Below are 26,154 nucleotides of genomic sequence, written 5' to 3'. Positions count from 1 at the left end.
GGCGGCCGCATGACGGTCTTCACCCTCCAAGATCGATCCCACCCCGGCCGGGAGGGGACCCCGCTTGCGGGGGGGGGCTGCCCGGGCGGGGTGGGGCGGGACGTGCTAGTAACACGTCCCGAAAGTCTCACCGGTGAGACTCACGCCCGTCTTTTCCCGCGATATCTCAAGCCCGTTGCCCGCGTCTTTCCCGGTCAGCCCCTGCCCTTTTTCGTGGACTGGCTCTCGATTTCGCAGGTGCATCCTCAGGGCGGTCTTCCTCAGGTGGACGCCGGGTGTGTCGCGGGCTTCACCGCCGACGGTGAACTGGATTGGAAAACCGTGCGGGCCGTGAAGCACGAGGGCAGCTTTGAAACTAGCCTCAACGTGCGATGCGACGGGTACCGGGTCACCTTCTCTGGCAACGTCAGCCGGTTCGGCCGTCCCGACAACCTGTTCGGCTTCGACTTTTGGACGTGCCTCGACCGCGTTAATCGCGTCCTCGCTCACTATGGGCTTCCCCCGTTCACTCCCGGTGAGCGCATCGAGCGCATCGTGAAGGGTCAGGTTCGGTACGAATGGACCGGCGCGCGCATCAGCCGAATCGACGTCACCGCCAACTTCGAGGCCGGGAGCGAGGCCGACGCCCACGCCGTCATGCAGTACCTGGGCAGCCAACACGCCGGACGGCACGAGGGGCGCGTTCTCGGTCAAGGCGAGACCGTCGCCTGGGGAACGGGCAGCCGTCGGCAGTACTGGAAAGCCTACATCAAGCACCTGGAGCTTCGCCGCCACGCCAGCCTGCCTGATGAGCACCTCTCACGAGTCATTGAGCACTGCGCCACGCGCGGCGTCGTGCGCTTCGAAGGAACCCTCCGGTCAAACGCCCTGACCGATACGGGGGCTGCGTTCCTGGGCGATTACGAAAGCGGCTGGGCCATGGGTCAACTGCTGAGGCTCTTTCAAGAGCACACCGAAGTGATGCAGCGCGCCGAGAAATCCACGGACGACCTCGACGACCTGCCCAAGCACCTTCGCGCCACCGCGCGCGACTACATGGCAGGTATGGACGTGTCGCGTTCTCTCAGCCGCGCGACCTTCTATCGCCATCGTCGCGAGCTTCTCCCCTACGGCATTGACATCGCCGTTCGCAATGTCAAGCCGTTCACTCCTCGTGTCCGGGTGATCGAGTTGCGCCCGGCCGAGATTCCCTCCTGGTACCAACTCGCAGCATGAGGTCAACATGGCACGTTTCAAAGTCGTCGGTTTCAAGCGCTTTCAGGGGTCGATGGACGGCAAGCCCATCGATAGCGGCAAGCTCTACATCGAAATCAAGCTCGATGATTCCCGCAACGGCCCACAGCAGTTCGCCAAGGGCGTGTTCACTGAGGAATTGCGTCTTCCCAGTTCCGAACTCGTCAAGCGCATCGAGCACCTGCCTTTGCCGTTCCTGGCCGACATCGACACCGAGCGTGTCGGCAACGGCCGCGAAAGCCGTGAGGTCGTCCTCGACGTGCGCCCTTTCGATGTGGTCAAGGCTCAACCCGTGAAGTCGGTGGCGTGATGGTCTCGGCGTTCCCCCTTCTTTCCTTCGCAGGCTTCCTGGTCGTCCCTCTCCTCGTGCACTGCATCGCGCGATGGGTGGCCTGGGAGCTTTCGGAGTGATCCATGAGATACGAGTGCTTGTGTCAAGCGTGTGGCTCGGTCGTCGATCTCTATCACGAGCTTTCGGACGACGGCGATGGGCCCTGCTGTCCCTGGTGCGGCACGTCCGCATCGGAGGCATTCCCGGATGTCGATCTGGACGACGTTGAGGGGTGAGTCATGCCGTCCATCCTGACCTGCACCACGGATGCGCAGCCGTGTCCTCCGGAGGCTCAATCCTGGGTCGCCATCGAGGAACTGCTTGCACCTGCGGACCTCGGCGTGACGCCCGCCGCGATTTTCGAGGTGTGGGGCTGGGGCTTCGCCGTCGTCATCCTGTTCTGGTTCTTCGGCTACTGCACCGGCATCGTGGTTGATGCCGTGCGAAAGGCGTAGGGGCCTTCTCCCCGCCCGCTGCCGGGGCGGTTCCCCGGTTTCATTTCAGAAAGGAAATTCACATGGAAGCTATCTTCGGTGCTGTTGACTTCTCGACCGTCGCCACCTGGGTCGGCACGCTCGGCGTGGCCATCGTCGGCATCGCGCTGGCGTTCAAGGCCGTGGATCTCGGCAAGCGTGGCGTGAAGAAAGCCTAAGCCATGCTGAGCGGCGCGCTCATCGTCGTCTTTTGGGGGCTCATCGCCATCATCGGCGCGATGAGCGCGTTCGCCTTCCTGCTCGCTCTCGGCAAGGGTCGCTGATGTTCTCCTCACTCAGACTCTCCACGGCGGCACTGTTGGCCGCCGTTTCGCTTGTCGCCCCCGATGCTGAAGCCGTCACGTGGAGGCGCGGCTACACCTACACCTTCGATCACCGTGGCAACGTCATCGAGGCCATCGCTGGCGCTGCTCAGGTCGGCGGCGTTGCTGCTGATGTCGTCGTCAACGACAACCCTGGCGGCGACGGCGTTGCCGTGCGAGGCAACTACACCCCCCGAATTGGTTTTGAGCCTGCCCCTACCTTCACCGCCACAACCCGATTCCCTTGGTCGTCCATGGTTGGCGCTATCGGCCGCTTGTCCCAAATCGGAGCGCTCGTCAGCGGAGCCCAGGCACTTTCCGAATATTTCTCATCGCGCGGTCTTCAGCCTACTCCCTGCCCCCAAGAGGGTCACGCAATGTGTCACGGTGACACTCTTTGGCAGGTGTATACCCCAGGTGAGACTTACGGAACCACAGTCTGGCGCACCGCCCAGGATTCTTCGCTCCCTCCATATGCCACCCCAGAATCCGCGTGTCGTGCTTGGGCGGAACAGGCCAGGGCCCGTTATCTCGCCGAGCCTGGCTATACAGACTGGCGTTTCGAGCTACAGCGCGTTGAGAATCGAGATTTTAGCCTCCCCTCATGCATTGGCCTTCAGCAAGCCGTCTGGAACGGTTCTACTTTCACCAACGACAACTTCCGTTTCAACATTTATCGCTTCGACGAAGATTGGTGCTATGACAACCAAGGTCGTGGCACTGTGCGTCCGACCAACGGCGCTTGTCCTTCCGGCTCCTACCGCCCCGGTACCTGGCACACCGACGTGGAGCCCAAGCTTCAGGCTTCTCCTCCTGCGCCCAACAATATGCCGCCCATCTTTGACGACATCGTCAACAGGGGCGGCGAAGTCACCAGCGATCAACGCGGCACTCAAATGACCGGCCCCTCGTCTTCTCCTGGGCCTTCCACGACCACCACCACGCCGCAGGGCACCACGACCACCAACACCACCTACAACTACACCTACAACAACAGCCGTGTCGTGATCACTCAGACCACGACCACGACCAACCCTGACGGCTCTCAGTCGTCGACCGAAACCGATGACGTGCGCCCCGATCCTGAGGTCTCGCTTCCGCAAGACCCTGCGCTTCCTCCCGTGCCCGATCTCTATGAGCGGCGGTATCCCGATGGCATGGCCGGGGTGTGGGCTGAGAAGCGCGCCGCTTTTCTTGAGTCCCCGCTGTTTGCCATCATCCCCGCTCTTACTCCCTCCCTCGGTTCCACCGGCTGCCCTGTCTGGACCCTGCCCCTAGGCCCATGGGGCACCCACGACATCAGCATCCCGTGTTGGGTCTGGGCCGCCATCCGGCTCATCTTCATCTGCACGGCGTTGTTCACCGCTCGCAAGCTCATCTTCGGAGGTTGAGGCATGCAAGCCATCGTCACAGCCATCGGCTACGTGCTCGGAAAGATCGTGGCCGCCCTACAGTGGATCGGCCAGCTTTTCATCAAGGTCTTTCAGGCCGCGTCTGATCTCCTCTCCGACATCGCCTGCTGGGTCTTCGAGCAGGTCCTCGACATCGCCCTGGGCGTCGTGCAGGTACTCGACTTCAGCGCCATTACCCACTACGCGGCGAGTTTCGGGCAGCTTCCCGCCCAGGTGGCTGAAGTGCTGGCCGCCTGCGGTCTCGGGTCCGCCATGGTGATCATCGGCAGCGCCATCACCACCCGCCTGCTCTTGCAGTTGATCCCCTTCACGAGGCTCGGCTCATGATCAATTTGCTTCTGGGCGCGCCCGGCGGCGGCAAAAGCTACGAGGCCAACGTCTTTCACATCCTCGAAGCCTTGAAGCAAGGCCGCAAGGTCATCACGAACCTACCGGTCAACCTCGATGCCTACGCCGCCATCGACCCCTCTTTTCGCGGTCTTCTTGAGCTTCGCGTTCGCCCGCAGCCCATCCTTGGCCGTTGGGACCCCGGTTCCGATTCCGGCGCCTTCCAGCTATTCGCCGACGGGCACCAGGAACCGCCACCTGAAGGCGCCCGCGTCTTCGGCGGCGTGTGGGACTACTACGACACCTGGCGCCACCCCGACAAGGGCATCGGCCCGCTGTACGTCATCGACGAGTGCCACCTCGCTCTGCCTGTCCGCTTCACCGATCGCGCTGTAGAGGAGTGGTACAGCCTGCATCGGCACTTCAACGCGGATGTCCTCCTCATCACCCAGAGCTACGGTAAGATCAGCGCGGCAGTTCGGGACCTTGTGCAGGTCGTCTATCGAGTGCGCAAGAACATCGCTTTCGGCAGCGCCAACACCTACACGCGCAAGGTCCAAGACGGCATTCGCGGCGAGGTCATGAACGAGTCGATCCGCCGCTACAAGCCGGAGTATTTCAAGCTCTACCGCTCCCACACGCAGGGCCAAGCTGCCCAGGAACTCAACGCCTCTGATGTCAAGCCGCTCTGGAAGCACTGGAGCGTGTACGGAGCCATCGGTTGCTTCGCCATCGTCGCCTTCATGTTCTCCACCGGTCAGGCCACCAGTCCTATGTCCCAGGCGCAGCAGGCGATCAAGGGTCAGCCTGCCGGCAAAGTGCAGCACTTCTCTCACGCGCCTTTACGTCCTTCTACGGCGAGCCCGTCGTCGCCCCCTTCATCTCCCGCTTCGTCTGGTCAGCCATCGGCAGAGCTGCCGAGTCCTGCCAACGATGCTCCCTCGATGCCGTACCCCGAGCCCTACGGCGACAAGACGCTGCATCTCACTGGCATGCTCGAGATGCGAGGCCGCAAGGTCTGGACGCTCGTCGTCTCTCAAAGCGGGGTTGTCGTCGAGCGCCTGACCTCCGATGAGCTACAGCAGGCCGGGTACCGGTGGCAGGGTCTCACCGCCTGCGCCGGTGTCGCCACCTTCGGCCCCCGCCAGGTGGCCGTCACCTGCGATGCTCCTGCGATTCAAGCCAATGTTCCCTCTCCTGGCCGCAGGTCGCCGAAGGAAGGTGACGCCCCACCTCAGCCCGTGGCGTCCAGCGCGTAGCGTCAGGGGGTACTGGGGGCGTAGCCCCCGGTCGCCGGAGGCCCGTGCTTCAAGGCACGCCCGCAGGGCGGCAGCCTCTCCTCATCGACGCCGGTTCCTCGCGTGCTCCAGGGCTTCGCACGCACCAGCCAGACCCCTGCGCGCTCTCAACAGCTTCGCATCTTGATCCCTCCGAAGGGGGATCAAGATGCACCACGGCGTGACGTAGTACAGACAATGCTTTTCGGTTACGCCCGGGTCTCCACAGACGATCAGGAAACGGCCTTGCAGCGCGACGCCTTGCACCGGGCAGGCGTCGATCGGCTTTTCGAGGAAAAACGCAGTGGGGCGGCCCATAGGCCCCTTCTTGAGGCCCTGTTGTACTGTCTCAGGCCCGGCGATGTCGTCTTGGTGTACAAGGTCGATCGTCTCGCCCGCAGCCTCGTCGACCTTCTGCGCATTCTCGCCAGAATCGAACACGCTGGCGCTTCCTTCCGGTCTTTGACCGAGCCCCTGGATACAGCAACGCCGGTCGGTCGCATGCTTCTGCACATGCTCGGCAGCTTTGCCGAGTTCGAGCGAGCCGTGATCCGCGAGCGCTGTCAAGCCGGCCGCGAGGCTGCCCGCCGGCGAGGTGTCCGCTTTGGCCGCCCGCCTAAGCTCGACCTGGTCGCAGTGCGACGCCTCGCCTCTGCCGGGCATAATCAGTCCGAGATCGCCAGGCGCTTCGGGTGTCATCCCTCCAGCGTCAACAAGGCTTTACGAAGGATCGGGGGAACTCGTGGGATACCAGGACAGGGATTGGTACAGGGACCACTACAAGGACAAGGACAAGCAGCGCGGTCATCAGGACGCTAGGGCCTGGAATTGGAGATGGACACGCCCCCGCTTCTTCCGCGCCCGGCGTGCCCGAATCGGCGTCCCCAGGCTCCCCCTCGTTGTACGGGCTTTCCTTTTCTGGATCGCACTGGGCGGCGCGTTCGTTGTCCTGTTCTCATTTTTGCGCCCCTGAAACAGAAACCCCGGCCAGTGCCGGGGTTTCGTGGGCGAAATGTGCAAAATACATAATTTAACCACAGCCCTGCCCCGGATCGCCCTCGGCGGCGAGCCTCCATCCTGCTGACGCTCCCGCGTCGTTCTCGCCGTGAAACTGCAACCCGACCGCGCCGATTCATCCCTGAACATCATCACGGCCCACACGGCACGCGGCATCGCCGTCAACGCCGTGGTGCATGCCAGCAGCCTGCTGGTGCCCTGGCGTGGGCCGGTGCAGGCCTGGTCCTGCCAGGCCGTGGCCGACTTGACGGTCGAGGACTTCGCCCGGGCCGCCGAGCTCGCGCCGGAGGTCGTGCTGCTGGGCACCGGTTCAAGACTGCAGTTCGCCCGACCGCAACTGCTGCAGCCACTGATGGCGCGGCGCATCGGCGTGGAAACGATGGACACGGCCGCCGCCTGCCGCACCTACAACATCTTGGCCGGCGAAGGCCGCAGCGTGGTGGCCCTGCTGATGCTGTCCCCCCTCAGTGCGACGACTGAATGACCAGCTCGCGCCATCCTTGGTGAGCCGGTCATTAGCTGGGGATATCGACAGGGGTAGAGCTATAATTTGAAGCTAGGCCTGAACGGGCGCAACCCTCTTCAACACCTACATGACGCCAGCCCTCAATAAACCTCTCCCGGACTTTGAAGCGCTTGCCACGAACGGGGTGAAGTTCACGCCCCAGGCCTATGCGGGTCAGATCGTCGTGCTGTACTTCTATCCCAAGGACAATACCCCGGGCTGCACCACCGAGGCCATGCAGTTTCGCGACAAGCACAAGGATTTCGTGAAATCCGGCGCGGTGGTCTTCGGCGTGTCGCGTGACAACATGGCCTCGCACGACAAGTTCAAGCAGAACCTGGAGCTGCCCTTCGAACTGATCGCCGACACCGAGGAGAAGCTCTGCCACATGTTCGGTGTGGTCAAGAACAAGATCATGTACGGCAAGAAGGTCAAGGGCATCGAGCGCAGCACCTTCGTGATCGACGGCGAAGGCATCCTGCGCCACGAGTGGCGCGGCATCAAGGTGGCCGGCCACGTGGACGAAGTCCTCAAGGCCGTCAAGGCGCTGAAGAAGGCCGCCTGAGCCTGCAGCCGGCGCGCAACGCGGCGGCGTTGCGCCGCCCGACCGGCTGTGCATAATGAGGCCATGCCGTCGAGCCGATCCGAGAGTCGTCACCGCCGCATCCCCGCGAAGCCGCCCAGCTTGCTGTGCGGCTTTTTTGTTTCCGCCGCCTGAACCCGTCTGACGATGCCCCTGCCCAAGCCGCCCACGAAAAAAGCCACCCTGCTGACTCCGTCCGACATCGACGCGCAGAGCGCGCCCCGCAAGACCCCCCGATCGCAGAAGGCCGAACCGGCCTCCCACAGCCTGCTGGAACTGCGCGCCGATGCCCCGGCAGCGCTGGCGCCCGCGGCCCCCCGCCCTGCGGCGCCTGCCCCGGCCGCGCCCGCTGCCCCGAAGGCGCAGGCCCATGCCCGCCCGAAGCGGCCGCACCGAGAAGGCCCTCCCAAGCTCTTCGTGCTCGACACCAACGTGCTGATGCACGACCCGATGTCGATCTACCGCTTCGAAGAGCACGACATCTACCTGCCGATGATCACGCTGGAGGAGCTCGACAGCCACAAGCGCGGGATGTCCGAGGTGGCTCGCAATGCCCGCCAGGTCAGCCGCGAGCTCGACGCCCTGGTGGCGCAGACGCCTGCCAGCTTCCCCGAAGGCGTGGCCTTGTCAAAGACCGGCCATCGCGAGGCCGGCGGCCGCCTGTTTTTCCAGACTCAGCTCGTCGATGTGCAACTGCCCGTCGGCCTGCCTCAGGGCAAAGCCGACAACCAGATCCTCGGCGTGGTGCAGTCACTGCGCCAAAAGTACCCGGAACGCGACGTGGTGCTGGTGTCCAAGGACATCAACATGCGCATCAAGGCGCGCGCCCTGGGCCTGCCGGCCGAGGACTATTACAACGACAAGACGCTCGAAGACGGCGACCTGCTCTACACCGGTGTGCTGCCGCTGCCCAGCGATTTCTGGGAGCGGCATGGCAAAACCATGGAGAGCTGGCAGCAGGGCGGGTTCACTTTCTACCGCATCAGTGGCCCGCTGGTGCCGGCATTGCTGATCAACCAGTTCGTTTATCTCGAAGCCCCCGGCGTGACGCCGCTGTACGCCAAGGTCACCGAGATCACCGGCAAGACGGCCGTGCTGCGCACCTGCAAGGAATACATGCACCAGAAGAACGCCGTGTGGGGCGTCACCGCGCGCAACCGGGAACAGAACTTCGCCTTGAACTTGCTGATGGATCCGGAATGTGACTTCGTCACGCTCACCGGCACGGCCGGCACCGGCAAGACGCTGATGACGCTGGCCGCCGCCTTGAGCCAGGTGCTCGACGAGCGGCGCTACACCGAGATCATCGTGACCCGGGTTACCGTGCCTGTGGGCGAGGACATCGGCTACCTGCCCGGCACCGAGGAAGAAAAGATGTCGCCGTGGATGGGTGCACTCGATGACAACCTCGAAGTGCTGGCGCGCACCGATTCGGGCGCCGGAGAATGGGGGCGCGCCGCCACGAACGAGTTGGTGCGCTCGAAGGTGAAGATCAAGAGCATGAACTTCATGCGCGGGCGCACCTTTCTGAACAAGTTCGTGATCATTGACGAGGCCCAGAACCTGACGCCCAAGCAGATGAAGACGCTGATCACACGCGCCGGCCCCGGCACGAAGATCGTCTGCCTGGGCAACCTCGCGCAGATCGACACGCCCTACCTCACCGAAGGCAGCTCCGGACTGACCTATGCCGTGGATCGGTTCAAGGGATGGCCGCACAGCGGCCATGTGACCCTGGCGCGCGGCGAACGCTCGCGCCTGGCGGATTTCGCAAGCGAAGTACTCTGAACGCGGCCGCCTCGGTTCAGTAATCGCCGCCGCCCAGTGCACCGGGCGCCAGGTTCTCGAACTTGGTCAATGGTTTCAGGAAGGTCAGCTTGACGGTCCCGACGGGACCGTTACGCTGCTTGCCGATGATGATCTCCGCCACGCCGGGCTCCTTGCAGGCGTCCTTGGTGTAGTACTCGTCGCGGTAGATGAACATGATGACGTCGGCATCTTGCTCGATCGCGCCCGATTCGCGCAGGTCGCTCATCATGGGGCGCTTGTCGGTGCGCGTCTCGACGCTGCGGTTGAGCTGCGACAGCGCGATCACGGGGCAGCGCAGCTCTTTGGCCAAGGCCTTGAGGCCGCGCGAGATCTCGCCGATCACGGTGGCGCGGTTTTCGTCGCTGCTGCCGGCGCTGCCGCTCATCAACTGCAGGTAGTCGACGATGATCAGGCCGAGCTGGCCGCACTGGCGGGCCTGGCGGCGGGCCCGTGCGCGCAGCTCGCTGGGGGACAGCCCCGGGGTTTCATCGATGAAGATGCTGGCGTTGCGCAGCTTCTCCACCGCCTCGGACAGACGCGACCACTCATCGTCGCGCAGCGCCCCGGTGCGCAAGTGGCTCTGATCGATCCGGCCGAGCGAGCCCACCACGCGCAGCGCGAGCTGAGCCGCCCCCATCTCCATCGAGAAGATCACCACCGGCAGGCCCTCATGGACGGCGACGTGCTCGCCGATGTTCAGCGCAAAGGCCGTCTTGCCCATGGAAGGGCGAGCCGCCAAGATGATGAGGTCGCCTGGCTGCAAGCCCGAGGTCATGCGGTCGAGGTCGAAGAAGCCGGTGCGCACCCCGGTGACGTCCTCGGCCCCGTTCTCGGCGAGCTCTTGTACGCGATCGAGCAGTTGCACGACCAGGGACTCCATCGAGTGGAAGCCTTGCTTGCCACGATGGCCCTCCTCCCCGATCTGGAAGATGCGCCCCTCGGCCTCGTCGAGGATCTGGGACACCGGGCGACCTTGCGGGTTGAAGGCGGCGGTGGCGATCTCGTCGCTGGCCGAGACGAGCTTGCGCAGGATGGCGCGCTCGCGCACGATCTCGGCGTAGCGGCGCAGGTTGGCTGCGCTGGGCACGCTCTGCGCCAGCGCATTGAGGTAGCTCAGGCCGCCGCACTCCTCGGCCTTGCCCAGGCTTTGCAACTGCTCAAAGACGGTGATGACGTCGGCCGGCTTGCTGGCGTTGATCAGGTGGCCGATGGCCGCATAGATGAGGCGATGCTCATGGCGGTAGAAGTCGCTCTCGGTGAGGAGGTCGCCCGCGCGGTCCCAGGCCCCGTTGTCGAGCAGCAGCCCGCCCAGCACGCTCTGCTCGGCTTCGATGGAATGCGGGGGGATGCGCAGGCGCGCCACCTCGTCTTCCTGGCGACGGGGGGTCTCTGGAAAGGTGGAACCGGAGACGATGGCAGACATAAGTCGGGAAGGTTAAGCCGAGCCCAGGCGCGGGGCAAGGAACAAGTCTGTGGATATCTCGGGGACAGCCTGTGCCTTTTGTGGGACAAGCTGTGCGGAAAACGAAAAAGGCCGGTGCGGGGCACCGGCCTGCGCGAGGAAGGCTTGCAGGGTCAGGCGGTTTCGCCGACCACCGAGACGACCACCTCCACGACCACATCGGTGTGCAGGCCCAGGGTAACCGGATGCTCGCCCACGGTCTTGATCGGGCCATTGGGCAGGCGGATCTGGGACTTGTGCACCTCGAAACCCATCTTGCCCAGGGCTTCGGCGATGTCGATGTTGGTGACCGAGCCGAACAGGCGGCCGTCCACGCCAGCCTTCTGGGTGACCTGCACGGTCTTGCCGTTGATCTTCTCGCCCAGGGCCTGGGCGGCGGCTAGCTTCTCTGCCGCAGCCTTCTCGAGCTCGGCGCGCTTGGCCTCGAACTCCTTGACCGCCGCTTCGGTGGCACGGCGGGCCGCCCCGGTGGGAATCAGGAAGTTGCGGGCGTAGCCGTCCTTGACCTTGACCACATCGCCAAGGTTGCCCAGGTTGGCGACTTTCTCCAGCAGGATGATTTGCATGTCTCGACTCCTCAGACCTTGTGCTGATCGGTGTACGGCAGCAGGGCCAGGAACCGGGCACGCTTGATGGCCGTCGTCAGCTGACGCTGGTAGATGGCGCGGGTGCCCGTCAGGCGGGCGGGCGTGATCTTGCCGTTCTCGCCAATGAAATCACGCAGAGTGTCGACATCTTTGTAGTCGATCTCCTCGACGCCGGCGACGGTGAAGCGGCAGAAGCGCTTGCGCTTGAAGAGCAGCGACTGCTGGTTGCGCTTGGACTTGCGATCTTTCGAAAACTTGCTACGAGGCGGGGGCATGATGACCTCTCCTATCTGATCAATCCGAATACAAACAATGCACTAGGGCAAGCTGGTGATGTGCAGCACCACACCGCGGCCGTTGCGCTGGGCAGCGAGGAAGCCGGCGAAGCGATGGGCACTGCCCATCTCGACGCGGTTCAACCGCTCCGCCAGAGCCCCGATCACCACCGCCTTGAGGTCCACGCGGACCTTGCGCGGGGCTCCGGCCTCCGTCACCGTCGACTCGTGCGACAGCACCAGATCGAGGGCGGGCAGTCCGGCTGGGGTGTAGCGCAGAACGCCTCGCTCGACGACTCGGGCGTCCAGAACCACCTGGTTCATGCGGGGCGGCCGGCAGCGCGCGGCGGCACGTCACTCAGGCAGCAGCTTCCTGGTGCGACTTGCGGGCTTCTTCCTTCTCGACCGCCTTCATCATGATGGACGGGGCGGTCTCGGCCTTGCTCTTCTGCACGGTGAGGTGGCGCAGCACGGCGTCGTTGAAGCGGAAGCCCGTCTCCAGCTCGGCCAGGGTTTCCTTGCTGCACTCGATGTTCAGGCACAGATAGTGGGCCTTCGCGAGCTTCTGGATCATGTAGGCCAGCTGGCGGCGGCCCCAGTCCTCGACGCGGTGGACCTTGCCACCGGCGGCGGTGACCATGCCCTTGTAGCGCTCGAGCATGGCATTGACCTGCTCGCTTTGATCCGGATGGATCAACAGGACGATTTCATAGTGACGCATTGACACTCCTTGTGGATTCCCATCGGGATGGGTGGGTAAGCCGCCCCGGGCGTCAAGGCTGGCTCTGACGAGCCGGCCCACGGGTGCGGCAAGGAAGGAAAGCGCAAGATTGTAGCCGAAAAAGCGAAAAGGCCCCGCTTGACAGCGGGGCCCCGGGTGGGAGCCGCCCAGCGGCCCCCGGGCCGATCGCAGTCGATCAGGCCGACTTCAGGTTCGGATAGCGCACGTGCTCGACGAGTTCCTGCACTTCCTTCTTGGGGGCCGGCGTGATCAGGCTGACCAGGATGATGACCGCAAAGCCCACCGGCACACCGAACAGGCCGGCCGAGATGGGCTGGATGTCCCACCAGAGCTGCACCGGCGAGGTCACGCCGAAGACGCCGCGCAGCCAGGGCTGGGTGGTGGCCATGTAGTAGAAGGTCAGGCCCAGGCCTGCGATCATGCCGCACACGGCACCGATGCTCGACGCACGCTTCCAGAAGATCCCGAGCACGAGGGCCGGGAAGAAGGCCGCTGCCGCGAACGAGAAGGCCGCCGACACCAAGAAGAGGATGTCCGCCGGTTTCTGGGCCGCGACGTAGGCCGCCAAGAGGGCCACGATCAGCAGCAGGGACTTCGAGATCATCACCCGGCGCGAGGTGGGCGCGTTGGGGTCGATCATCTTGTAGTACAGGTCGTGCGACAGCGCGTTGGCGATGGTCAGCAGCAGGCCGTCAGCCGTGGACAGCGCCGCAGCCAGGCCACCGGCGGCCACCATGCCCGAGATCACGTATGGCAGGCCCGCGATGGCCGGAGTGGCCAGCACGATGATGTCCCCGCCGATACGCATCTCGCCGAGCTGGAAGATGCCGTCACCGTTGATGTCCTGCACCGTCAGCAACGCCGGATCGACCCGGTTCCAGGCCGCGATCCATCCTGGGAGCTGATCGAACGGCGTGCCCACCAGCACCGTCATCACCTCGTATTTGACCAGCACAGCCAGGGCCGGTGCGGTGAAGTACAGCAGGAAGATGAAGAACAGCGACCAGAACACCGACTCGCGCGCCTCCTTCACCGAGGGCGTGGTGTAGTAACGCATCAGGATGTGCGGCAGCGCTGCCGTGCCCACCATCAGGCAGAAGATCAGCGCCAGGAAGTTACGCCTGGAGGTGTCGAAGGCCTTCTTGGCCGCCTCGTCGCCATTGGGGTCGCCGGCGAAGATCTGGGCGTGTGCAGGCATGCCGGCCAGCGGTTTGGCGCGCGCTTCGTTGGCGGCCTTGGCTGCCGCGTAAGCCTTGCGAGCGTCAGCCTCGGTGGCCGGCAAGGCGGCCAGGGCCTTCTCGGCGGCCTGGATCTCAGCCAGCGGGGCGTTGCGGGCCTTCAGGTCGGCGATCTTCTGCTCGGCCGCTGCCTTGTCGGCCGCCATGGCCGCGGGTACGTCCTTGAGTTTGGCGTCAGCCTCGGCCGCGCGCTTCTTGAAGATCTCGATGACCTCGAGCTCCTTCGGATCGTTGCGCAGCTCCTTTTCCTTGGCTGTCACCTTCTCCAGTTGCGAGCCGTAGATGACCTGCGGGATGGGCACGCCGGTCTGCTTGACCGACAGCCAGACCACAGGGATCAGGTAGGCGATGATCAGGATGATGTACTGGGCCACCTGGGTCCAGGTCACCGCGCGCATGCCCCCGAGGAAGGAGCACACGAGGATGCCGCCCAGACCCACGAAGATGCCGATCTCGAAGGCCAGACCCGACAGGCGCGAAGTGATCAGACCCACGCCGTAGATCTGTGCCACCACGTACGTGAAGGAGCACAGGATCGCAGCCAGGATGCCGATCAGGCGCGCCAGGTTGCCACCGTAGCGGGCGCCCAGAAAGTCGGGGATGGTGAACTGGCCGAACTTGCGCAGGTAAGGCGCCAGGAAGAGTGCGACCAGGCAGTAGCCGCCCGTCCAGCCCATGATGAAGGCCAGACCACCGTAACCGGTGAGGTACAGCGTGCCGGCCATGCCGATGAACGACGCGGCCGACATCCAGTCGGCGCCGGTGGCCATGCCGTTGTAAATGGCCGGCACGCGCCGACCCGCCACGTAGTACTCGGCCGCATCGGTGGTGCGGCTCATGATGCCGATTCCGGCGTACAAGGCCACGGTGGCGAGCAGGAAGATCAGGCCGATCCAGCTGGGCGGCAGGCCCATCTGCTCGAGCAAGCCCAGCACGAGGATGAAGATGATGAAGCCGCCGGTGTACCAGCCGTACACCTTGTTGAGCTGCTTCTTGAAGGCCGCATTGGCGGCGGCGCCGGACGTGCCGGACGCAGGGGTGAATCCCGCCATGGTGTTACTCCTCCTCCGCGACGTCGTGCTCCTGGTCCAGCCGGTTCATGTACCGGGCGTAGTACCAGATGATGGCCACGTAGACGATGAGGGCGCCTTGCGCCCCCACCCAGAAGCTGAAAGGCCATCCGAAGAAATTGAAACTCAGGTCCCGGGCGAAATACCCGATGACGAAGGTGACGAAGAACCAGATCGCCAGCAGGATGCTGGTGATCCGCAGGTTCTTGCGCCAGTACTCCTCGTGCTTGCGCGTCAACTGCATGGCAGTGGTCTCCTCGTTGCTGCGCCCCGGGGCCCTCCCCGACAGCGCGAAACGACAGCCTCCCGCCCGTCTCCAAAGGCAGGCTTGCAGCCTAGGCTGTCCCCCTGGCGCAGGCCCGGCCGTCCGAGCCCTACGCCGCCACCGTCACACGGCCAAGCCGGTTTCGCGCTCGAGTTGAGCGGCGACCTTGGGCTCGAAGCCCTTGAGGTGGCGGATGATCCGCCGCGCCTCTTCGGGCTCGTGACGATCCACATGCACCCGCGCGAGCTGGTACCAGCCGTACGGACTCATGGGCTGCAATTCTGTGTTGCGCTTGAGGGCTTCGACGGCCTCGTCGAAGCGGTGTGTCTTGATCAGCACGAGGCCCAGCCCGTACCAGGCGCGATCGAGCCGGGGGTCGAGCGCCAGGGCGCGCCGGAAGGCCTGCTCGGCTTGAGCATGTTCGCCCGCTTCTTCCAGCAGGTAGCCGTAGTTGAACCACGAGGCGGCCGCGTGATCGGGGTGCGTGTCCAGCAGCTGGCGATAGTCGGCCCGCGCCGCTTCAGGCTGGCCCAGTTGGGCACGCAAGTGGGCCCGGCTGGCCAGGGCATAGGCATCGCCCGGGTGGCGCGCCAGCATCTCGTCGAACACGGCCAGGGCTGCAGCGTGCCGCCCGAACAGGATCATGGCCTGAGCACGCCAGCGCAGCCAGCGGTAGGTCAGGGATCTGCGGGCGCTCGGGTTCATCGGCACAGGTGCACCCCGATCTCGACGCAGATGGCGATGCGCGCCACGGTGGAGGCGACGTAGGCCATCACCAGCAGCGCGAAGGTGGCCAACGGAATGTGCCGGTCCAGCACGACGCGCGGCGTGATCAGCCGGGTCAGGCGGGTGAAGGGTCGGGTCAGGATGCCCAGAAGCTGGTAGAAAAGATTGCTGTCGCGCCCCGCGCCGGCCAGCAAGCCGAGCACCCACTGCCCCAGCAGTGACAACAGCGCGATGGCCGATACGGTCTGGACGATGGTGACGAACAGCAGCATGGCCGGTGGTGAAAGTCGATGGCCCCATTCTTGGCCCGCGGCTTACGCGTTTCTGACACGGGGGGCAGCCTGCTCGTAAGTCCGATCAGGGCTTACCCTGCCCCGGCGGAGGCTCCATGAAGAACGGCCCCGCAGGGCCGTTCGGAGATGCCGCGATGCGGCAGTGCGACATGGGGGGGAGGCTCAGCCTCGCGCGGCCAGCAGCTTCCAGGTGTCGATCACGGTGTCGGGGTTCAGCGAGATCGAGACGATGCCTTCTTGCGCGAGCCATTGTGCGAAGTCGGGATGGTCGCTGGGCCCCTGGCCGCAAATGCCGATGTATTTGCCATGGGCGCGGCAAGCGGCGATCGCCCGCGAGATCAGGGCCTTGACGGCCGGGTCGCGCTCGTCGAAGTCGTGCGCCAGAAGTTCCAGGCCGGAGTCGCGATCCAGGCCCAGCGTGAGCTGGGTCAGGTCGTTGGAGCCGATGGACATGCCGTCGAAGTGCTCGAGGAACTGCTCGGCCAAGATGGCATTGCTCGGGATCTCGCACATCATGATGACGCGCAGCCCGTCTTGGCCGCGCTTGAGGCCCCGCTCGGCCAGCATGGCGTTGACCTTCTCGGCCTGGGCCAAGGTGCGCACGAAAGGCACCATGATCTCGACATTGGTCAGGCCCATGTCGTTGCGCACGCGCTTGAGGGCCTCGCATTCCATCGCGAAGGCCTCGCCAAAGGCTTCGCTCACGTAGCGCGAAGCGCCGCGGAAGCCGAGCATGGGGTTCTCTTCCTCGGGCTCGTAGCGCGAGCCGCCGATGAGCTTGCGGTACTCGTTGGACTTGAAGTCGGACAAGCGCACGATCACCGGCTTGGGCCAAAAGGCTGCGGCGATCGTCGCCACGCCTTCGGCGAGCTTGTCCACGTAGAAGGCCCGCGGGCTGGCATGACCGCGTGCGACCGACTCGACGGCCTTTTTCAGGTCGGAATCGACATTGGGGTAGTCGAGGATGGCCTTGGGGTGCACGCCGATGTTGTTGTTGATGATGAACTCCAGCCGAGCCAGCCCCACCCCAGCGTTGGGCATCTGGGCGAAGTCGAAGGCGAGCTGAGGATTGCCCACGTTCATCATGATCTTGACCGGCGAATACGGCATCTCGCCACGCTCGACCTCGGTGACCTCGGTCTCCAGCAGGCCGTCGTAGATGTAGCCGGTGTCGCCCTCGGAGCAAGCCACGGTCACCAGCGCGCCGTCCTTGAGCACCTCGGTGGCGTTGCCGCAGCCCACCACGGCGGGAATACCCAGCTCGCGCGCGATGATGGCCGCGTGGCAGGTGCGCCCGCCGCGGTTGGTGACGATGGCGCTGGCGCGCTTCATCACCGGCTCCCAGTTGGGGTCGGTCATGTCGGTGACGAGCACGTCGCCGGGCTGCACCTTGTCCATCTCGGCAATGGAGTGGACGATGCGCACCGGGCCGGTACCGATCTTCTGACCGATCGCGCGACCTTCGGCCAGCACCGTGCTGTGACCCTTGAGCTTGTAGCGGTGCTCGACCTTGCCCTCGCCCTGGCTCTTCACCGTCTCGGGGCGGGCCTGCAGGATGTAGAGGCGGCCGTCCTGGCCGTCCTTGCCCCACTCGATGTCCATCGGGCGGCCGTAGTGCTCCTCGATGATGAGGGCGTAGCGCGCCAGTTCGACGACGTCGGCATCGGTCAGGGAGTAGCGGTTGCGCTGCTCGGGCGCGGTGTCCACCGTCTTGACCAGCTTGCCGCTGGCCTGCTTCTCCGCCGGGGTGGCGAACTCCATCTTGATGAGCTTGGAGCCCAGGTTGCGGCGGATGATCGGGAACTTGCCGTTCTTCAGCGCAGGCTTGTGGACGTAGAACTCGTCGGGGTTGACGGCGCCTTGCACCACGGTCTCGCCCAGGCCATAGCTGGAGGTGATGAAGACCACGTCGGGAAAGCCCGATTCGGTGTCGATGGTGAACATCACACCGGCGGCGCCGAGGTCGGAACGCACCATGCGCTGCACGCCGGCCGACAGGGCGACGTCGCTGTGGGCGAAGCCCTTGTGCACGCGGTAGCTGATCGCGCGGTCGTTGTAGAGCGAGGCGAAGACCTCCTTCATCTTGTGCAGCACCTCGTCGATGCCCACGACGTTGAGGAAGGTCTCCTGCTGACCGGCGAAGGAGGCATCAGGCAGATCCTCGGCCGTGGCCGAGGAGCGCACGGCGAACGAGGCGCCGGGGTGGTCCGCCGTCAGCTTCTCGAACTCGGCGCGGATGGCCGCCTCCAGCGCCGGCGGAAAAGGCGTGCCCTGCACCCACGCACGAATCTCGGCGCCGGCCTGCGCCAAGGCGCGCACGTCGTCGGTGTCCAACGCGGCCAAGCGTGCGTTGATGCGCTCGACCAGCCCGCCGTGCTTCAGGAACTCACGGAAGGCGTGCGCCGTGGTGGCAAAGCCACCGGGCACCCGCACCCCCGAGGCGGACAACTGGCTGATCATTTCGCCGAGGGAGGCGTTCTTGCCGCCCACCACCTCGACGTCGGTCATCCTTAGTTGTTCGAACGGCACGACCAGGGCGGTCGCCAGATGGGATGAAGACATGGGAAAGCTCCGTGATGTTGAGAAACCGGTGCTCCCCTGCCGGCGCCCCTGGACGAATCGGGGCAGGCTGCGCCCCACCACTTTGTGGATTCTGGTTCGTGCGGTGGGGTGGACATGCGGGCGCGGGCAAGCGATATTGGCGAGGATTTTACGGCGCTTTGGCCGCGCTTTCGCCCCCCGACCTGCACGCCTCATGTCCAATCGAACCGTCTTTTTCATCTCCGATGGCACCGGCATCACCGCCGAGACCTTCGGCAACTCCATCTTGAAGCAGTTCGCTCTGCAGCCGCGGCATGTGCGCCGCCCCTTCATCGACACCGAGGACAAGGCCCATCAGGTGGTACGCGAGATCAACCACACGGCTGAGATCGAGGGCAAGCGGCCGATCGTCTTCACCACCCTGGTCAACGAGGAGGTGCTGGCCATCGTCAAGCAAGGCTGCCGGGCGCTGGTGCTGGATATGTTCTCGACCTTCGTCGAGCCGTTGGAGACCGAACTGGGCATGAAGTCCAACCACCGCATCGGGCGGTTCTCGGATGTGGCGGCCAGCCAGCAGTATCACGACCGCATCGAGGCCATCAACTTTTCGCTGGCCCATGACGATGGTCAGTCGGCCCGCAACCTGGCAGAGGCCGACGTGATCCTGATCGGGGTGAGCCGCAGCGGCAAGACGCCTACCTCGCTGTACCTGGCCATGCAGCACGGCATCAAAGCGGCCAATTACCCCCTGATCCCGGAGGACTTCGAACGGCGCACCCTGCCCTCCAGCCTGGTGCCTCACAAGAACAAGTGCTTCGGCCTGACCATCGCCCCCGAGCGGCTGAGCGAGATCCGCAACGAGCGCCGTCCGAACAGCAAGTACGCCAGCCTGGAGAACTGCCGCTACGAGGTGGCCGAAGCCGAAGCCATGATGCGCCGCGAGGGGATCGCCTGGTTGTCCTCGACGCACAAGTCCATCGAGGAGATCGCCACGACCATCCTGCGCGACATCCGACCGGACCGACTGGTGTATTGAGCTCCGGCCCTGCCTGGGCGGACAGAGTCGCACGGTCTGTCGTGCAACGCGGTGCCGCCCCCATCCCCCTTCTTTTGGGGGATGTCGGGATCTGTGACGAACTGTAAAAGGGAAAGCATTCCATTTCGGTCGCTCGTCGATCATGTTTCCCCTGAACAGTGCCGTTTCCGAACCGCAGCGCATCCTAGCGACGACGCGTCAGAAAGGGTTCATCCTGCAAACGGGCGACCCAGGAGCGGCGGGGGCGTCCCATCGTCCGGCGTGGGAAGGGACTCTTTCGCCTCCGCCGCGCACGCCAGCCCCACCCGCAGCGCCCAGCCCCGCGCCCGCACCGGCGGCCCAAGAGGATCTGCTGCGATGCATGGCCGGCTTGAGAGCTTTGCTGGTGCTCATGTGCATGCTGCGCCTGTTCTCTGTCGGTGCCCCGCTGGCCACGGATCTTTCGGCCGCGCTACTCGTGGCCAGCCTGTACGCGGCAGGCCTGCTGTGGATGGTGACCCGGGGCGCGCCAGGCTCCGGTTCCAGCCTGTGGCACTGGGTCGACTCGGCGCTACTGTTGTGGTTGGGCCAACTCGATCTGCCGGCACCATCCCTGTTCACGGTGCTGCTGGTCGTCCCGGTGGTGATGGCAAGCCTGCAACAGGGCATCGCCCATGGTGTCACGCTGGCCGGCGCCAGCGGCCTGGCTCTGCTATGGATCACTGGCCAAGGCCAGGCGGCGGCCGGCTTGTCATGGCAGACGCTCGTCTTTCCGGCTGGGTTGCTGGCGCTAGGGCCAGCCGCTGCGATGTTGGTGCGCCCCGAGCAGGCACAGCGACAGCGCCGAGCGCTCCTGGACGAGCTGGCCCGCCGCACGCCCCCCCGTCATGGGCTGGCCGCCACGGTCGATGTCCTGCTCGAGGTGTTTGCAGCGCATGCGCGCTGCGGCACGTTGCTACTGAGCCTGTCGGGACCGCAGCCCCGAGTGTTTGTGCGTTGGGCGAACAAATCGGGTGTCCAAGCCTTGCCGCCCGCGGAGGCAGACGCGCTGCGGTCATGGCTGCGCACCCTTCCGTCTGGTCAGGCCGCGTGGCTGCGACTGGCCTCTCCTACAGGACTGGAGACTCGAGCCCTGGCCCTGGACGGCGGGCCGGCGGGGGGCGCGCTGGTGCTGACACCGGAGGTAGCCCGCCAATTGCGGCGGTCCGTCGGCCCAGGGGCCGTCGTGCTCCCACTCGTCAGCTATGGTCAGGCCCATGGCCATTTGGTCGTGGGTGGATTGAAGCGTCGGCACTCGGTGGCGATGTGGCGCCAGTGGCAGGCGATGGCCCAGGAGGCGCTGCCGCTGGTGGAGCGGGCGGACCTGCTCGAGCAATTGGAGAATGAGGCGGCGGCCCATGAACGGGTCCGCATCGGCCGGGATCTGCACGACAGTGCCGTGCAGCCCTACCTGGGCCTGAAGTACGGCATCGAGGCGCTGCTGCGCCGCACTGCGCCCGACAACCCGGTGGCGGCTGACGTGCGCGGCCTGCTGGAGATGGCCAGCGCCGAACTCGAGGGCCTTCGCCAATTGGTGAGCGGATTGCGCAGCGGTCATCGGCCCTGCGATGGCGAAGATCCCCTGCGGCCGGCGCTGGAGCGACAGGCGCGACGGCTGCGCACGCTGTTCGGGATCGACGTGGCGGTGCGTGTGGCCGAGGTTCCGGCGCTCAGGCGGTCACTCGCCCAAGCGCTGTTCCACATGGTCAACGAGGCCTTGAACAATGCTCGCCGACACACGCAGGCGCGGCATGTGGAGATCGATCTGCGGGTGATCGACGGGCACTTGCGCCTGAGCGTATGCAACGACCATGGAGCGGTCCCGGCGGCTCCTCGCCGCTTTCATCCCCGTTCGCTGTCGGAGCGTGCACAGGCCCTCGGCGGCCGTGTGGAGGTGCACGAACGGCCGGGGCAGACCGACGTCGTGATCACCGTGCCCCTGGACCACAACGCCCCGATGGACTGACACTTTGGAGGAAGTCGCCATGCCGTGCCACCGCTCATCTGACGTGTCGCCGATCCGCGTGCTCCTGGTCGACGACCACCGCCTGACCTTGTGGGGGCTGGAGCGTCTCATCGAGAGCGCGCATCCGCGCATGGCGGTGTGCGGCACGGCCCGCTCCCGCCGCGAGCTGATGGCCCACAAGGCCATCGCAGAGGCCGACGTCATCGTGCTCGACCTGGATCTGGGTGACGATAGCGGGGCCGACGCGATGCCCGATCTCGTGCGCGAATGCCAGGCCCGTGTGCTGGTGCTCACCGGCGATGGCGACCGTGAGCATCATCGACAGGCCGTGCTGCGGGGCGCGTGCGGGGTCGTGCACAAGTCGCAGCCCGCCGACGTCATCCTCAACGCCATCGAAAAGGTGCATGAGGGCGAGATCTGGCTGGAGCGCAGCCTCGTGGCCTCGGTGCTGGGCCATCTGGTCGGCGACCGCCGGCCTGCAAGGGATGCCCATGCCGAACGCATCGCTCGCCTGACGCCGAAGGAACGCGAGATCGTGAGCGCCGTGGTGCGCCATCGGGGTGCCAAGAACTTCGTGGTGGCCGATGAGCTGCACATCAGCGAGCACACTCTGCGCAACCACCTGACCACCATCTACGACAAGCTCGGTGTGCACGGCCGGCTGGAGTTGTACCTGTACGCCACCGAACACGGCTTGGTGCACTGAGTGCCTCGGGCCAAGTGGCCCGTGACATTCCTCCTAGCCGATGTCACTGCATCGTCCCGTCTCAAGGGCGCAGGTGCGGCCTAGCATGGGTTCATGAACGACCGACCTCCCGTGCGCGTGCTGGTGGTGGACGACCACGCGTCCATCCGCACCGGCATCAGCCGCCTCATCGACGGTGAGGCCCCTCGCATGCGTGCGGTGGGCTGCGCCGCCACGGCCGACGAGGCCCTGGAAAGCGTGGAGCACCTGCAGCCTGACGTGGTGGTACTGGACGTGAACCTGGCCGGCGAAGATGGCCTGGTGCTCATTCCGGCTCTGCGCCGGCTGGCCCCCTGCCACGTGGTGGTGCTCACCAGCCTGAGCGACCCGGCGGTGGAACGCATGGCCCTGGCGTTGGGAGCCTGCGCCCATGTGCACAAGACGGCACCGGCGCAGGTTCTGCTCGACCGCATCGAGGCAGCACGTGAGCACCCCCCCGTAAACGATGAGGCAGGACAAATGTCCCAGCCCTCCCGGGAGGAAGCGCCCCGTCAGGACAGTCGCATGCGCTGATCTCAGCCGGCGTCGCGCTTTCTACAGTGAACTCAAGATCCCGGCTCGAGAGGCCCCCGATGCACAAGCAGCTTCGCGAATGGATGAGCGCCTGGTGGCGCGACGAACAGGGCGTGACGGCCATCGAGTACGGCTTGCTGGCAGCGTTGATCGTGGTGACCTGCATCGGGGCCTTCGGCGCGACGGGCACGAGCCTGACCGAGATCTATGAGTTCTGGACCCAAACCGTCGTCGCTGCCCTGGGCGGCGGGTGATGGGGTGGACCAGCGAAGGATTCAGCAGGGCCCCGGCCTTGCTGATGTTTGGGAGCCGGCAACGGCATTGCATTGTGTCAAGGAGAAGAGCATGCAAGTGGTTCAGTACTTCAAGGACTTCCTGCGGGAAGAGGACGGTGTGACGGCGATCGAGTACGGGCTCATCGCAGCGTTGATTGCGGTGGTCATCATTGGATCGCTTCAGCTGGTTGGAACCAACCTCGATGCGGTGTTCAACTTCATCGCCGGTGAACTGGGGGGTGCTCTGGCACCGTAACCAGCATTTCAGGGGATCCAGGACAGGTTGGAGTTGGGATGAGCCTGCTTCTCACCGCCGTCGCCCTTGCCGTGCTTCTGGGCATGGCCATGCGTTTCGATCTGTCCACCCGACGGATTCCCAACCGCCTCGTGGCGGCGGGAATCCTCATTGGATTGTCTTGGCCGGTGGGTCTCATGGCCAGCGGTGCAACCGTCTCGTCGATGGTAGGCCCTGGGTCTGCCGTGCTCGGGCTGCTCACCGGCTTGTTCATCTTCTTGCCTTTCCATGCGCTGCGCGTTCTCGGCGCCGGAGACGTGAAGTTGATGGCGATGGTGGGCACCTGGCTCGGCCCCGCGGCCACCTTGCAAGCGGCGGTGTACATCGTCCTGGCGGGCGGTGTCTTGGCGGTCGTCACGGCCTGTTGGACAGGCACCGTGCGACAGGTGCTCCGCAACGTGCTGGGGATGATTCTTGCCCGTACCGCGGTGCCCGTACCTGGATCGCGTGAATCCCCTGCACTGTCCGCTCGCCCAATGCCCCGGACGAACGGTCGGCTGCCCTACGCCGTGGCCATTGCGGCTGGTACGGCCACCCAATTGGTCGTGATGTTCACGACCCATCCTCTCTGAGGAGTGATCATGAACCCGCGCGTCCTCGACTTTCCTCTCCTGCAGGAGGAGATGTCAGAGCGGCCTCGCGCCGGCGTGCTGCCGCATGCACCGAGAACGCCGCAGGCCACGGGGCTGCCGCCCACGGCGCTGGCCGAACTGGCGCTCAAGGTCATGCTCCAGCACGGGCTGGCCCACCTGACAGAACTGTCGCTGCACCTGCGGCTGTCACCTTCGGTGCTGGAGGCGATCTTCCTCTTCCTGCGCAAGGAGACGCTGGTAGAGGTGCTGCGCCGCGGCGCCACCGACGGTGACGTCTCCTTCGCCCTCACACAGGCGGGCCGCAAGCGCGCCCACGAGGCGCTGGAGCGCAACCTCTACACGGGCCCCGCCCCGGTGACGTTGCCAGCCTATGTGGCCCAGGTGCAGGCGCAGTCCGTCTTCGACATGGGGATCACCGAGACCCGGCTGGCGCAAGGGCTGCAGGGTGTGGTTCTTGGGCAGAGCATCCGCGAGCAGCTCGGCGCAGCGATGAATTCGCGACGCGCGATCATGCTCTACGGGCCCGCCGGCTCGGGCAAGACTTTCATCGCCGAGCAGATGGGACGCCTACTGCACGGCCACGTGGCCATTCCGCACGCGATCTGGGTCGATGGGGAAATCGTGCGCGTGTTCGACCCGCTGGTGCACCACGCTGCCGACGAAGACCCCGACGGTCCGCGCAGCCTGGACAACCGGGGCCGCAGCGATGCCCGCTGGGTGCTGTGCGAACGACCAATGGTGGTGTCGGGGGGGGAATTGACGATGGAGATGCTCGACCTGGTCTTCGACCCGCGTGCGGGCTACTACCAGGCCCCGCCGCATGTGAAGGCCAACAACGGACTGTTCCTCGTGGACGACCTGGGTCGCCAGATCGTCACGCCGCGTCAGTTGATGAACCGCTGGATCGTGCCGATGGAGCGCCGCCACGACTACCTCATGCTGCGCAACGGGGGCAAGTTCTGCATCCCCTTCGATGTAATGTTGGTCTTCTCGACCAACCTCGCCCCGGCCGACGTGGCCGACGAGGCCTTCCTGCGGCGCATCGGCTACAAGATCTTCGTCGGCCCGGTGGGCCGCGACGACTATCGCCAGATTCTGCGCGATGTGTGCGCCGACCAGGGCGTGGCCTTCGACGAAGCCACCTTCGAACGCCTGCTGGCCGACTACCACGTGCCTCATCAGCGTCCGCTGCTGGCGTGCTATCCGCGCGACCTCATCAACCAGATCGCCGACTTCGCCGCCTACCACGGCCGCCGGCCCGAGTTCACGCCGCAGATGCTGCACTGGGCCTGGCACAACTATTTCGCCTCGCATTCGCTGCACCCAGCAGCAGCGCACGACTGAAGGAGAACCGCCATGAGAAGTTCCAAGGGTTTGCTGATGCTGCTGATCGCTGGCTTGGCCGGCCTGGGTGCCGTCGTGTTCGCCACACGCTGGGTGCAGGCCCAGGCGGCAGGCGACGGCAAGATCGCCGTGGCGGGCACCGACCTCGAACTCGGTTCGCGGCTCTCGCCCGAGATGTTGCGCATGGTCGACTGGCCTGCCGGCAGCGTGCCTCCCGGTGCCTTCCTGGACCTGAAGCTCCTGGAAGGGCGGGTGGTCAAGACCTCGCTGCAGCGCGGCGAACCGGTGCTGGAATCGAAACTCGCGCCCGAAGGGACCAAGGGCGGCCTGTCTGCCGTGGTGGCCGAGGGCAAGCGGGCCATGACCGTGCGGGTCAACGACGTCGTGGGGGTGGCCGGGTTCGCGCTGCCGGGCAACTACGTGGACATCATGGTCAACACGCAGGAGGAAGGCGCCAACCGCAGCGACCGCGACCGGGCGATCAGCAAGATCGTGCTCGAGCGCATCCTCGTGCTGGCCGTGGCGCAGGAGGCCAACCGCGACACCACCAAGCCCCGGGTCGTCAATGCCGTCACCCTGGAGGTGACGCCCGAGGAGGCCGAGAAGCTCGACCTGGCGCGCAGCGTGGGCAGCTTGTCGCTGGTGCTGCGCAACCAGATCGACCCGAAGATGGCCGAGACCGAGGGCGCCACCAAGACCAGCCTGCTCAACGGGGTGGCCGTCGCGCCGCCCGCACCGGCACCCAAGCCAGCCGCGCGCACGGTGGTTCGCCGCGGCAAGCCTGCCGCGCCGGTGGCCACCGTGGCGGCGGCTCCCACGGAACCCCGCAGTTGTGTCGAAGTGATCAAGGGCGTGATCAAGGTCACCGAGTGCTTCTGAC

General features: G+C 65.3%; 30 protein-coding genes. 20 read left to right on the top strand and 10 right to left on the bottom strand.

Annotated elements, in window-relative coordinates:
• The 11 genes from ACK4ZD_RS01585 to ACK4ZD_RS01535 all read left to right on the top strand — a co-directional run.
• The coding region (locus tag ACK4ZD_RS01585) for a phage/plasmid replication protein, II/X family (RefSeq protein WP_409657798.1) at positions 1-1,215 on the top strand (1,215 nt) is incomplete at its 5' end.
• A gap of 7 nt (positions 1,216-1,222) precedes the next feature.
• The gene (locus ACK4ZD_RS01580) at positions 1,223-1,543 is read left to right on the top strand and encodes a hypothetical protein (protein WP_409657795.1); all 321 of its coding nucleotides are present in this window, start codon (positions 1,223-1,225) and stop codon (positions 1,541-1,543) included.
• A 260-nt stretch (positions 1,544-1,803) separates the two neighbouring features.
• Positions 1,804-2,019 (top strand): hypothetical protein, encoded by a 216-nt coding sequence (locus ACK4ZD_RS01575; RefSeq protein WP_409657793.1) that lies wholly within the window; start codon positions 1,804-1,806, stop codon positions 2,017-2,019.
• Between the two features lie 62 nt (positions 2,020-2,081).
• Positions 2,082-2,216, top strand: a complete 135-nt coding sequence (locus tag ACK4ZD_RS01570) for a hypothetical protein (protein WP_409657790.1) — start codon at positions 2,082-2,084, stop codon at positions 2,214-2,216.
• Positions 2,217-2,320: 104 nt separating this feature from the next.
• A complete protein-coding gene (locus tag ACK4ZD_RS01565; RefSeq protein WP_409657787.1) occupies positions 2,321-3,751 on the top strand; it encodes a hypothetical protein in 1,431 nt (476 codons plus the stop codon).
• Positions 3,752-3,754: 3 nt separating this feature from the next.
• The gene (locus ACK4ZD_RS01560) at positions 3,755-4,099 is read left to right on the top strand and encodes a DUF2523 family protein (protein WP_409657784.1); all 345 of its coding nucleotides are present in this window, start codon (positions 3,755-3,757) and stop codon (positions 4,097-4,099) included.
• Positions 4,096-5,358, top strand: a complete 1,263-nt coding sequence (locus tag ACK4ZD_RS01555; protein ID WP_409657782.1) for a zonular occludens toxin domain-containing protein — start codon at positions 4,096-4,098, stop codon at positions 5,356-5,358. Before ACK4ZD_RS01560 ends, ACK4ZD_RS01555 begins: the two co-directional genes overlap by 4 nt.
• 216 nt (positions 5,359-5,574) lie before the next feature.
• Complete coding sequence (locus ACK4ZD_RS01550; RefSeq protein ID WP_409657779.1) at positions 5,575-6,195, top strand: recombinase family protein; 621 nt, start codon at positions 5,575-5,577, stop codon at positions 6,193-6,195.
• A gap of 286 nt (positions 6,196-6,481) precedes the next feature.
• Complete coding sequence (locus ACK4ZD_RS01545; protein ID WP_409657776.1) at positions 6,482-6,877, top strand: Mth938-like domain-containing protein; 396 nt, start codon at positions 6,482-6,484, stop codon at positions 6,875-6,877.
• 109 nt (positions 6,878-6,986) lie between these two features.
• Positions 6,987-7,463, top strand: coding sequence for a peroxiredoxin (locus tag ACK4ZD_RS01540; protein ID WP_409657773.1), 477 nt, complete (start codon positions 6,987-6,989; stop codon positions 7,461-7,463).
• A gap of 165 nt (positions 7,464-7,628) precedes the next feature.
• On the top strand, positions 7,629-9,269 hold the full coding sequence (locus tag ACK4ZD_RS01535) for a PhoH family protein (protein ID WP_409657770.1): 1,641 nt from the start codon (positions 7,629-7,631) through the stop codon (positions 9,267-9,269).
• A 16-nt stretch (positions 9,270-9,285) separates the two neighbouring features.
• On the opposite strand, the gene dnaB is transcribed toward ACK4ZD_RS01535, so the two are convergent.
• The 10 genes from dnaB to ppsA all read right to left on the bottom strand — a co-directional run bounded on the left by dnaB (position 9,286) and on the right by ppsA (position 18,510).
• Positions 9,286-10,713, bottom strand: a complete 1,428-nt coding sequence (dnaB, locus tag ACK4ZD_RS01530; protein ID WP_409657767.1) for a replicative DNA helicase — start codon at positions 10,711-10,713, stop codon at positions 9,286-9,288.
• A 152-nt stretch (positions 10,714-10,865) separates the two neighbouring features.
• Positions 10,866-11,318, bottom strand: coding sequence for a 50S ribosomal protein L9 (gene rplI, locus ACK4ZD_RS01525; RefSeq protein ID WP_409657764.1), 453 nt, complete (start codon positions 11,316-11,318; stop codon positions 10,866-10,868).
• An 11-nt stretch (positions 11,319-11,329) separates the two neighbouring features.
• Positions 11,330-11,614 carry a 30S ribosomal protein S18 gene (gene rpsR / locus ACK4ZD_RS01520; protein ID WP_409657762.1) on the bottom strand — a complete coding sequence of 95 codons (285 nt, stop codon included), beginning with the start codon at positions 11,612-11,614 and terminating at the stop codon, positions 11,330-11,332.
• A gap of 42 nt (positions 11,615-11,656) precedes the next feature.
• On the bottom strand, positions 11,657-11,938 hold the full coding sequence (gene priB / locus ACK4ZD_RS01515) for a primosomal replication protein N (RefSeq protein ID WP_409657759.1): 282 nt from the start codon (positions 11,936-11,938) through the stop codon (positions 11,657-11,659).
• Positions 11,939-11,972: 34 nt separating this feature from the next.
• Positions 11,973-12,335, bottom strand: coding sequence for a 30S ribosomal protein S6 (gene rpsF, locus ACK4ZD_RS01510; RefSeq protein WP_409657756.1), 363 nt, complete (start codon positions 12,333-12,335; stop codon positions 11,973-11,975).
• Positions 12,336-12,531: 196 nt separating this feature from the next.
• Positions 12,532-14,646: a sodium:solute symporter family protein gene (locus ACK4ZD_RS01505; protein ID WP_409657753.1), complete on the bottom strand. Its 2,115-nt coding sequence runs from the start codon at positions 14,644-14,646 to the stop codon at positions 12,532-12,534.
• Positions 14,647-14,650: 4 nt separating this feature from the next.
• Positions 14,651-14,908, bottom strand: a complete 258-nt coding sequence (locus ACK4ZD_RS01500) for a DUF4212 domain-containing protein (RefSeq protein ID WP_019560210.1) — start codon at positions 14,906-14,908, stop codon at positions 14,651-14,653.
• 144 nt (positions 14,909-15,052) lie between these two features.
• Positions 15,053-15,634, bottom strand: a complete 582-nt coding sequence (locus tag ACK4ZD_RS01495) for a tetratricopeptide repeat protein (protein ID WP_409657748.1) — start codon at positions 15,632-15,634, stop codon at positions 15,053-15,055.
• A complete protein-coding gene (locus ACK4ZD_RS01490) occupies positions 15,631-15,927 on the bottom strand; it encodes a hypothetical protein (protein ID WP_409657745.1) in 297 nt (98 codons plus the stop codon). The genes ACK4ZD_RS01495 and ACK4ZD_RS01490 overlap by 4 nt, the downstream gene beginning before the upstream one ends.
• Before the next feature lie 183 nt (positions 15,928-16,110).
• A complete protein-coding gene (gene ppsA / locus ACK4ZD_RS01485) occupies positions 16,111-18,510 on the bottom strand; it encodes a phosphoenolpyruvate synthase (RefSeq protein WP_409657742.1) in 2,400 nt (799 codons plus the stop codon).
• A gap of 193 nt (positions 18,511-18,703) precedes the next feature.
• On the opposite strand from ppsA, the gene ACK4ZD_RS01480 reads away from it, so the two are divergent.
• From ACK4ZD_RS01480 to cpaB, 9 genes are all read left to right on the top strand, one after another.
• Positions 18,704-19,525 carry a pyruvate, water dikinase regulatory protein gene (locus tag ACK4ZD_RS01480; protein WP_409657739.1) on the top strand — a complete coding sequence of 274 codons (822 nt, stop codon included), beginning with the start codon at positions 18,704-18,706 and terminating at the stop codon, positions 19,523-19,525.
• Positions 19,526-19,886: 361 nt separating this feature from the next.
• Positions 19,887-21,509 (top strand): sensor histidine kinase, encoded by a 1,623-nt coding sequence (locus tag ACK4ZD_RS01475; RefSeq protein ID WP_409657736.1) that lies wholly within the window; start codon positions 19,887-19,889, stop codon positions 21,507-21,509.
• A 19-nt stretch (positions 21,510-21,528) separates the two neighbouring features.
• Positions 21,529-22,215 carry a response regulator gene (locus ACK4ZD_RS01470; protein ID WP_409657733.1) on the top strand — a complete coding sequence of 229 codons (687 nt, stop codon included), beginning with the start codon at positions 21,529-21,531 and terminating at the stop codon, positions 22,213-22,215.
• A gap of 93 nt (positions 22,216-22,308) precedes the next feature.
• Positions 22,309-22,767: a response regulator transcription factor gene (locus tag ACK4ZD_RS01465; RefSeq protein ID WP_409657730.1), complete on the top strand. Its 459-nt coding sequence runs from the start codon at positions 22,309-22,311 to the stop codon at positions 22,765-22,767.
• Between the two features lie 59 nt (positions 22,768-22,826).
• The gene (locus ACK4ZD_RS01460) at positions 22,827-23,021 is read left to right on the top strand and encodes a Flp family type IVb pilin (RefSeq protein ID WP_409657727.1); all 195 of its coding nucleotides are present in this window, start codon (positions 22,827-22,829) and stop codon (positions 23,019-23,021) included.
• Positions 23,022-23,112: 91 nt separating this feature from the next.
• Positions 23,113-23,298 (top strand): Flp family type IVb pilin, encoded by a 186-nt coding sequence (locus ACK4ZD_RS01455; RefSeq protein WP_409657725.1) that lies wholly within the window; start codon positions 23,113-23,115, stop codon positions 23,296-23,298.
• Positions 23,299-23,336: 38 nt separating this feature from the next.
• Complete coding sequence (locus ACK4ZD_RS01450; protein WP_409657722.1) at positions 23,337-23,909, top strand: prepilin peptidase; 573 nt, start codon at positions 23,337-23,339, stop codon at positions 23,907-23,909.
• A 9-nt stretch (positions 23,910-23,918) separates the two neighbouring features.
• A complete protein-coding gene (locus ACK4ZD_RS01445; protein WP_409657719.1) occupies positions 23,919-25,274 on the top strand; it encodes an ATP-binding protein in 1,356 nt (451 codons plus the stop codon).
• A gap of 12 nt (positions 25,275-25,286) precedes the next feature.
• Positions 25,287-26,153, top strand: a complete 867-nt coding sequence (gene cpaB, locus ACK4ZD_RS01440; RefSeq protein WP_409657716.1) for a Flp pilus assembly protein CpaB — start codon at positions 25,287-25,289, stop codon at positions 26,151-26,153.
• The last annotated feature ends 1 nt before the right edge of the window (position 26,154 follow it).

Source organism: Caldimonas sp. (assembly GCF_046291045.1).
Taxonomy (GTDB): domain Bacteria; phylum Pseudomonadota; class Gammaproteobacteria; order Burkholderiales; family Burkholderiaceae_C; genus Caldimonas.
This window is presented reverse-complemented; position numbering and strand designations above follow the sequence as displayed.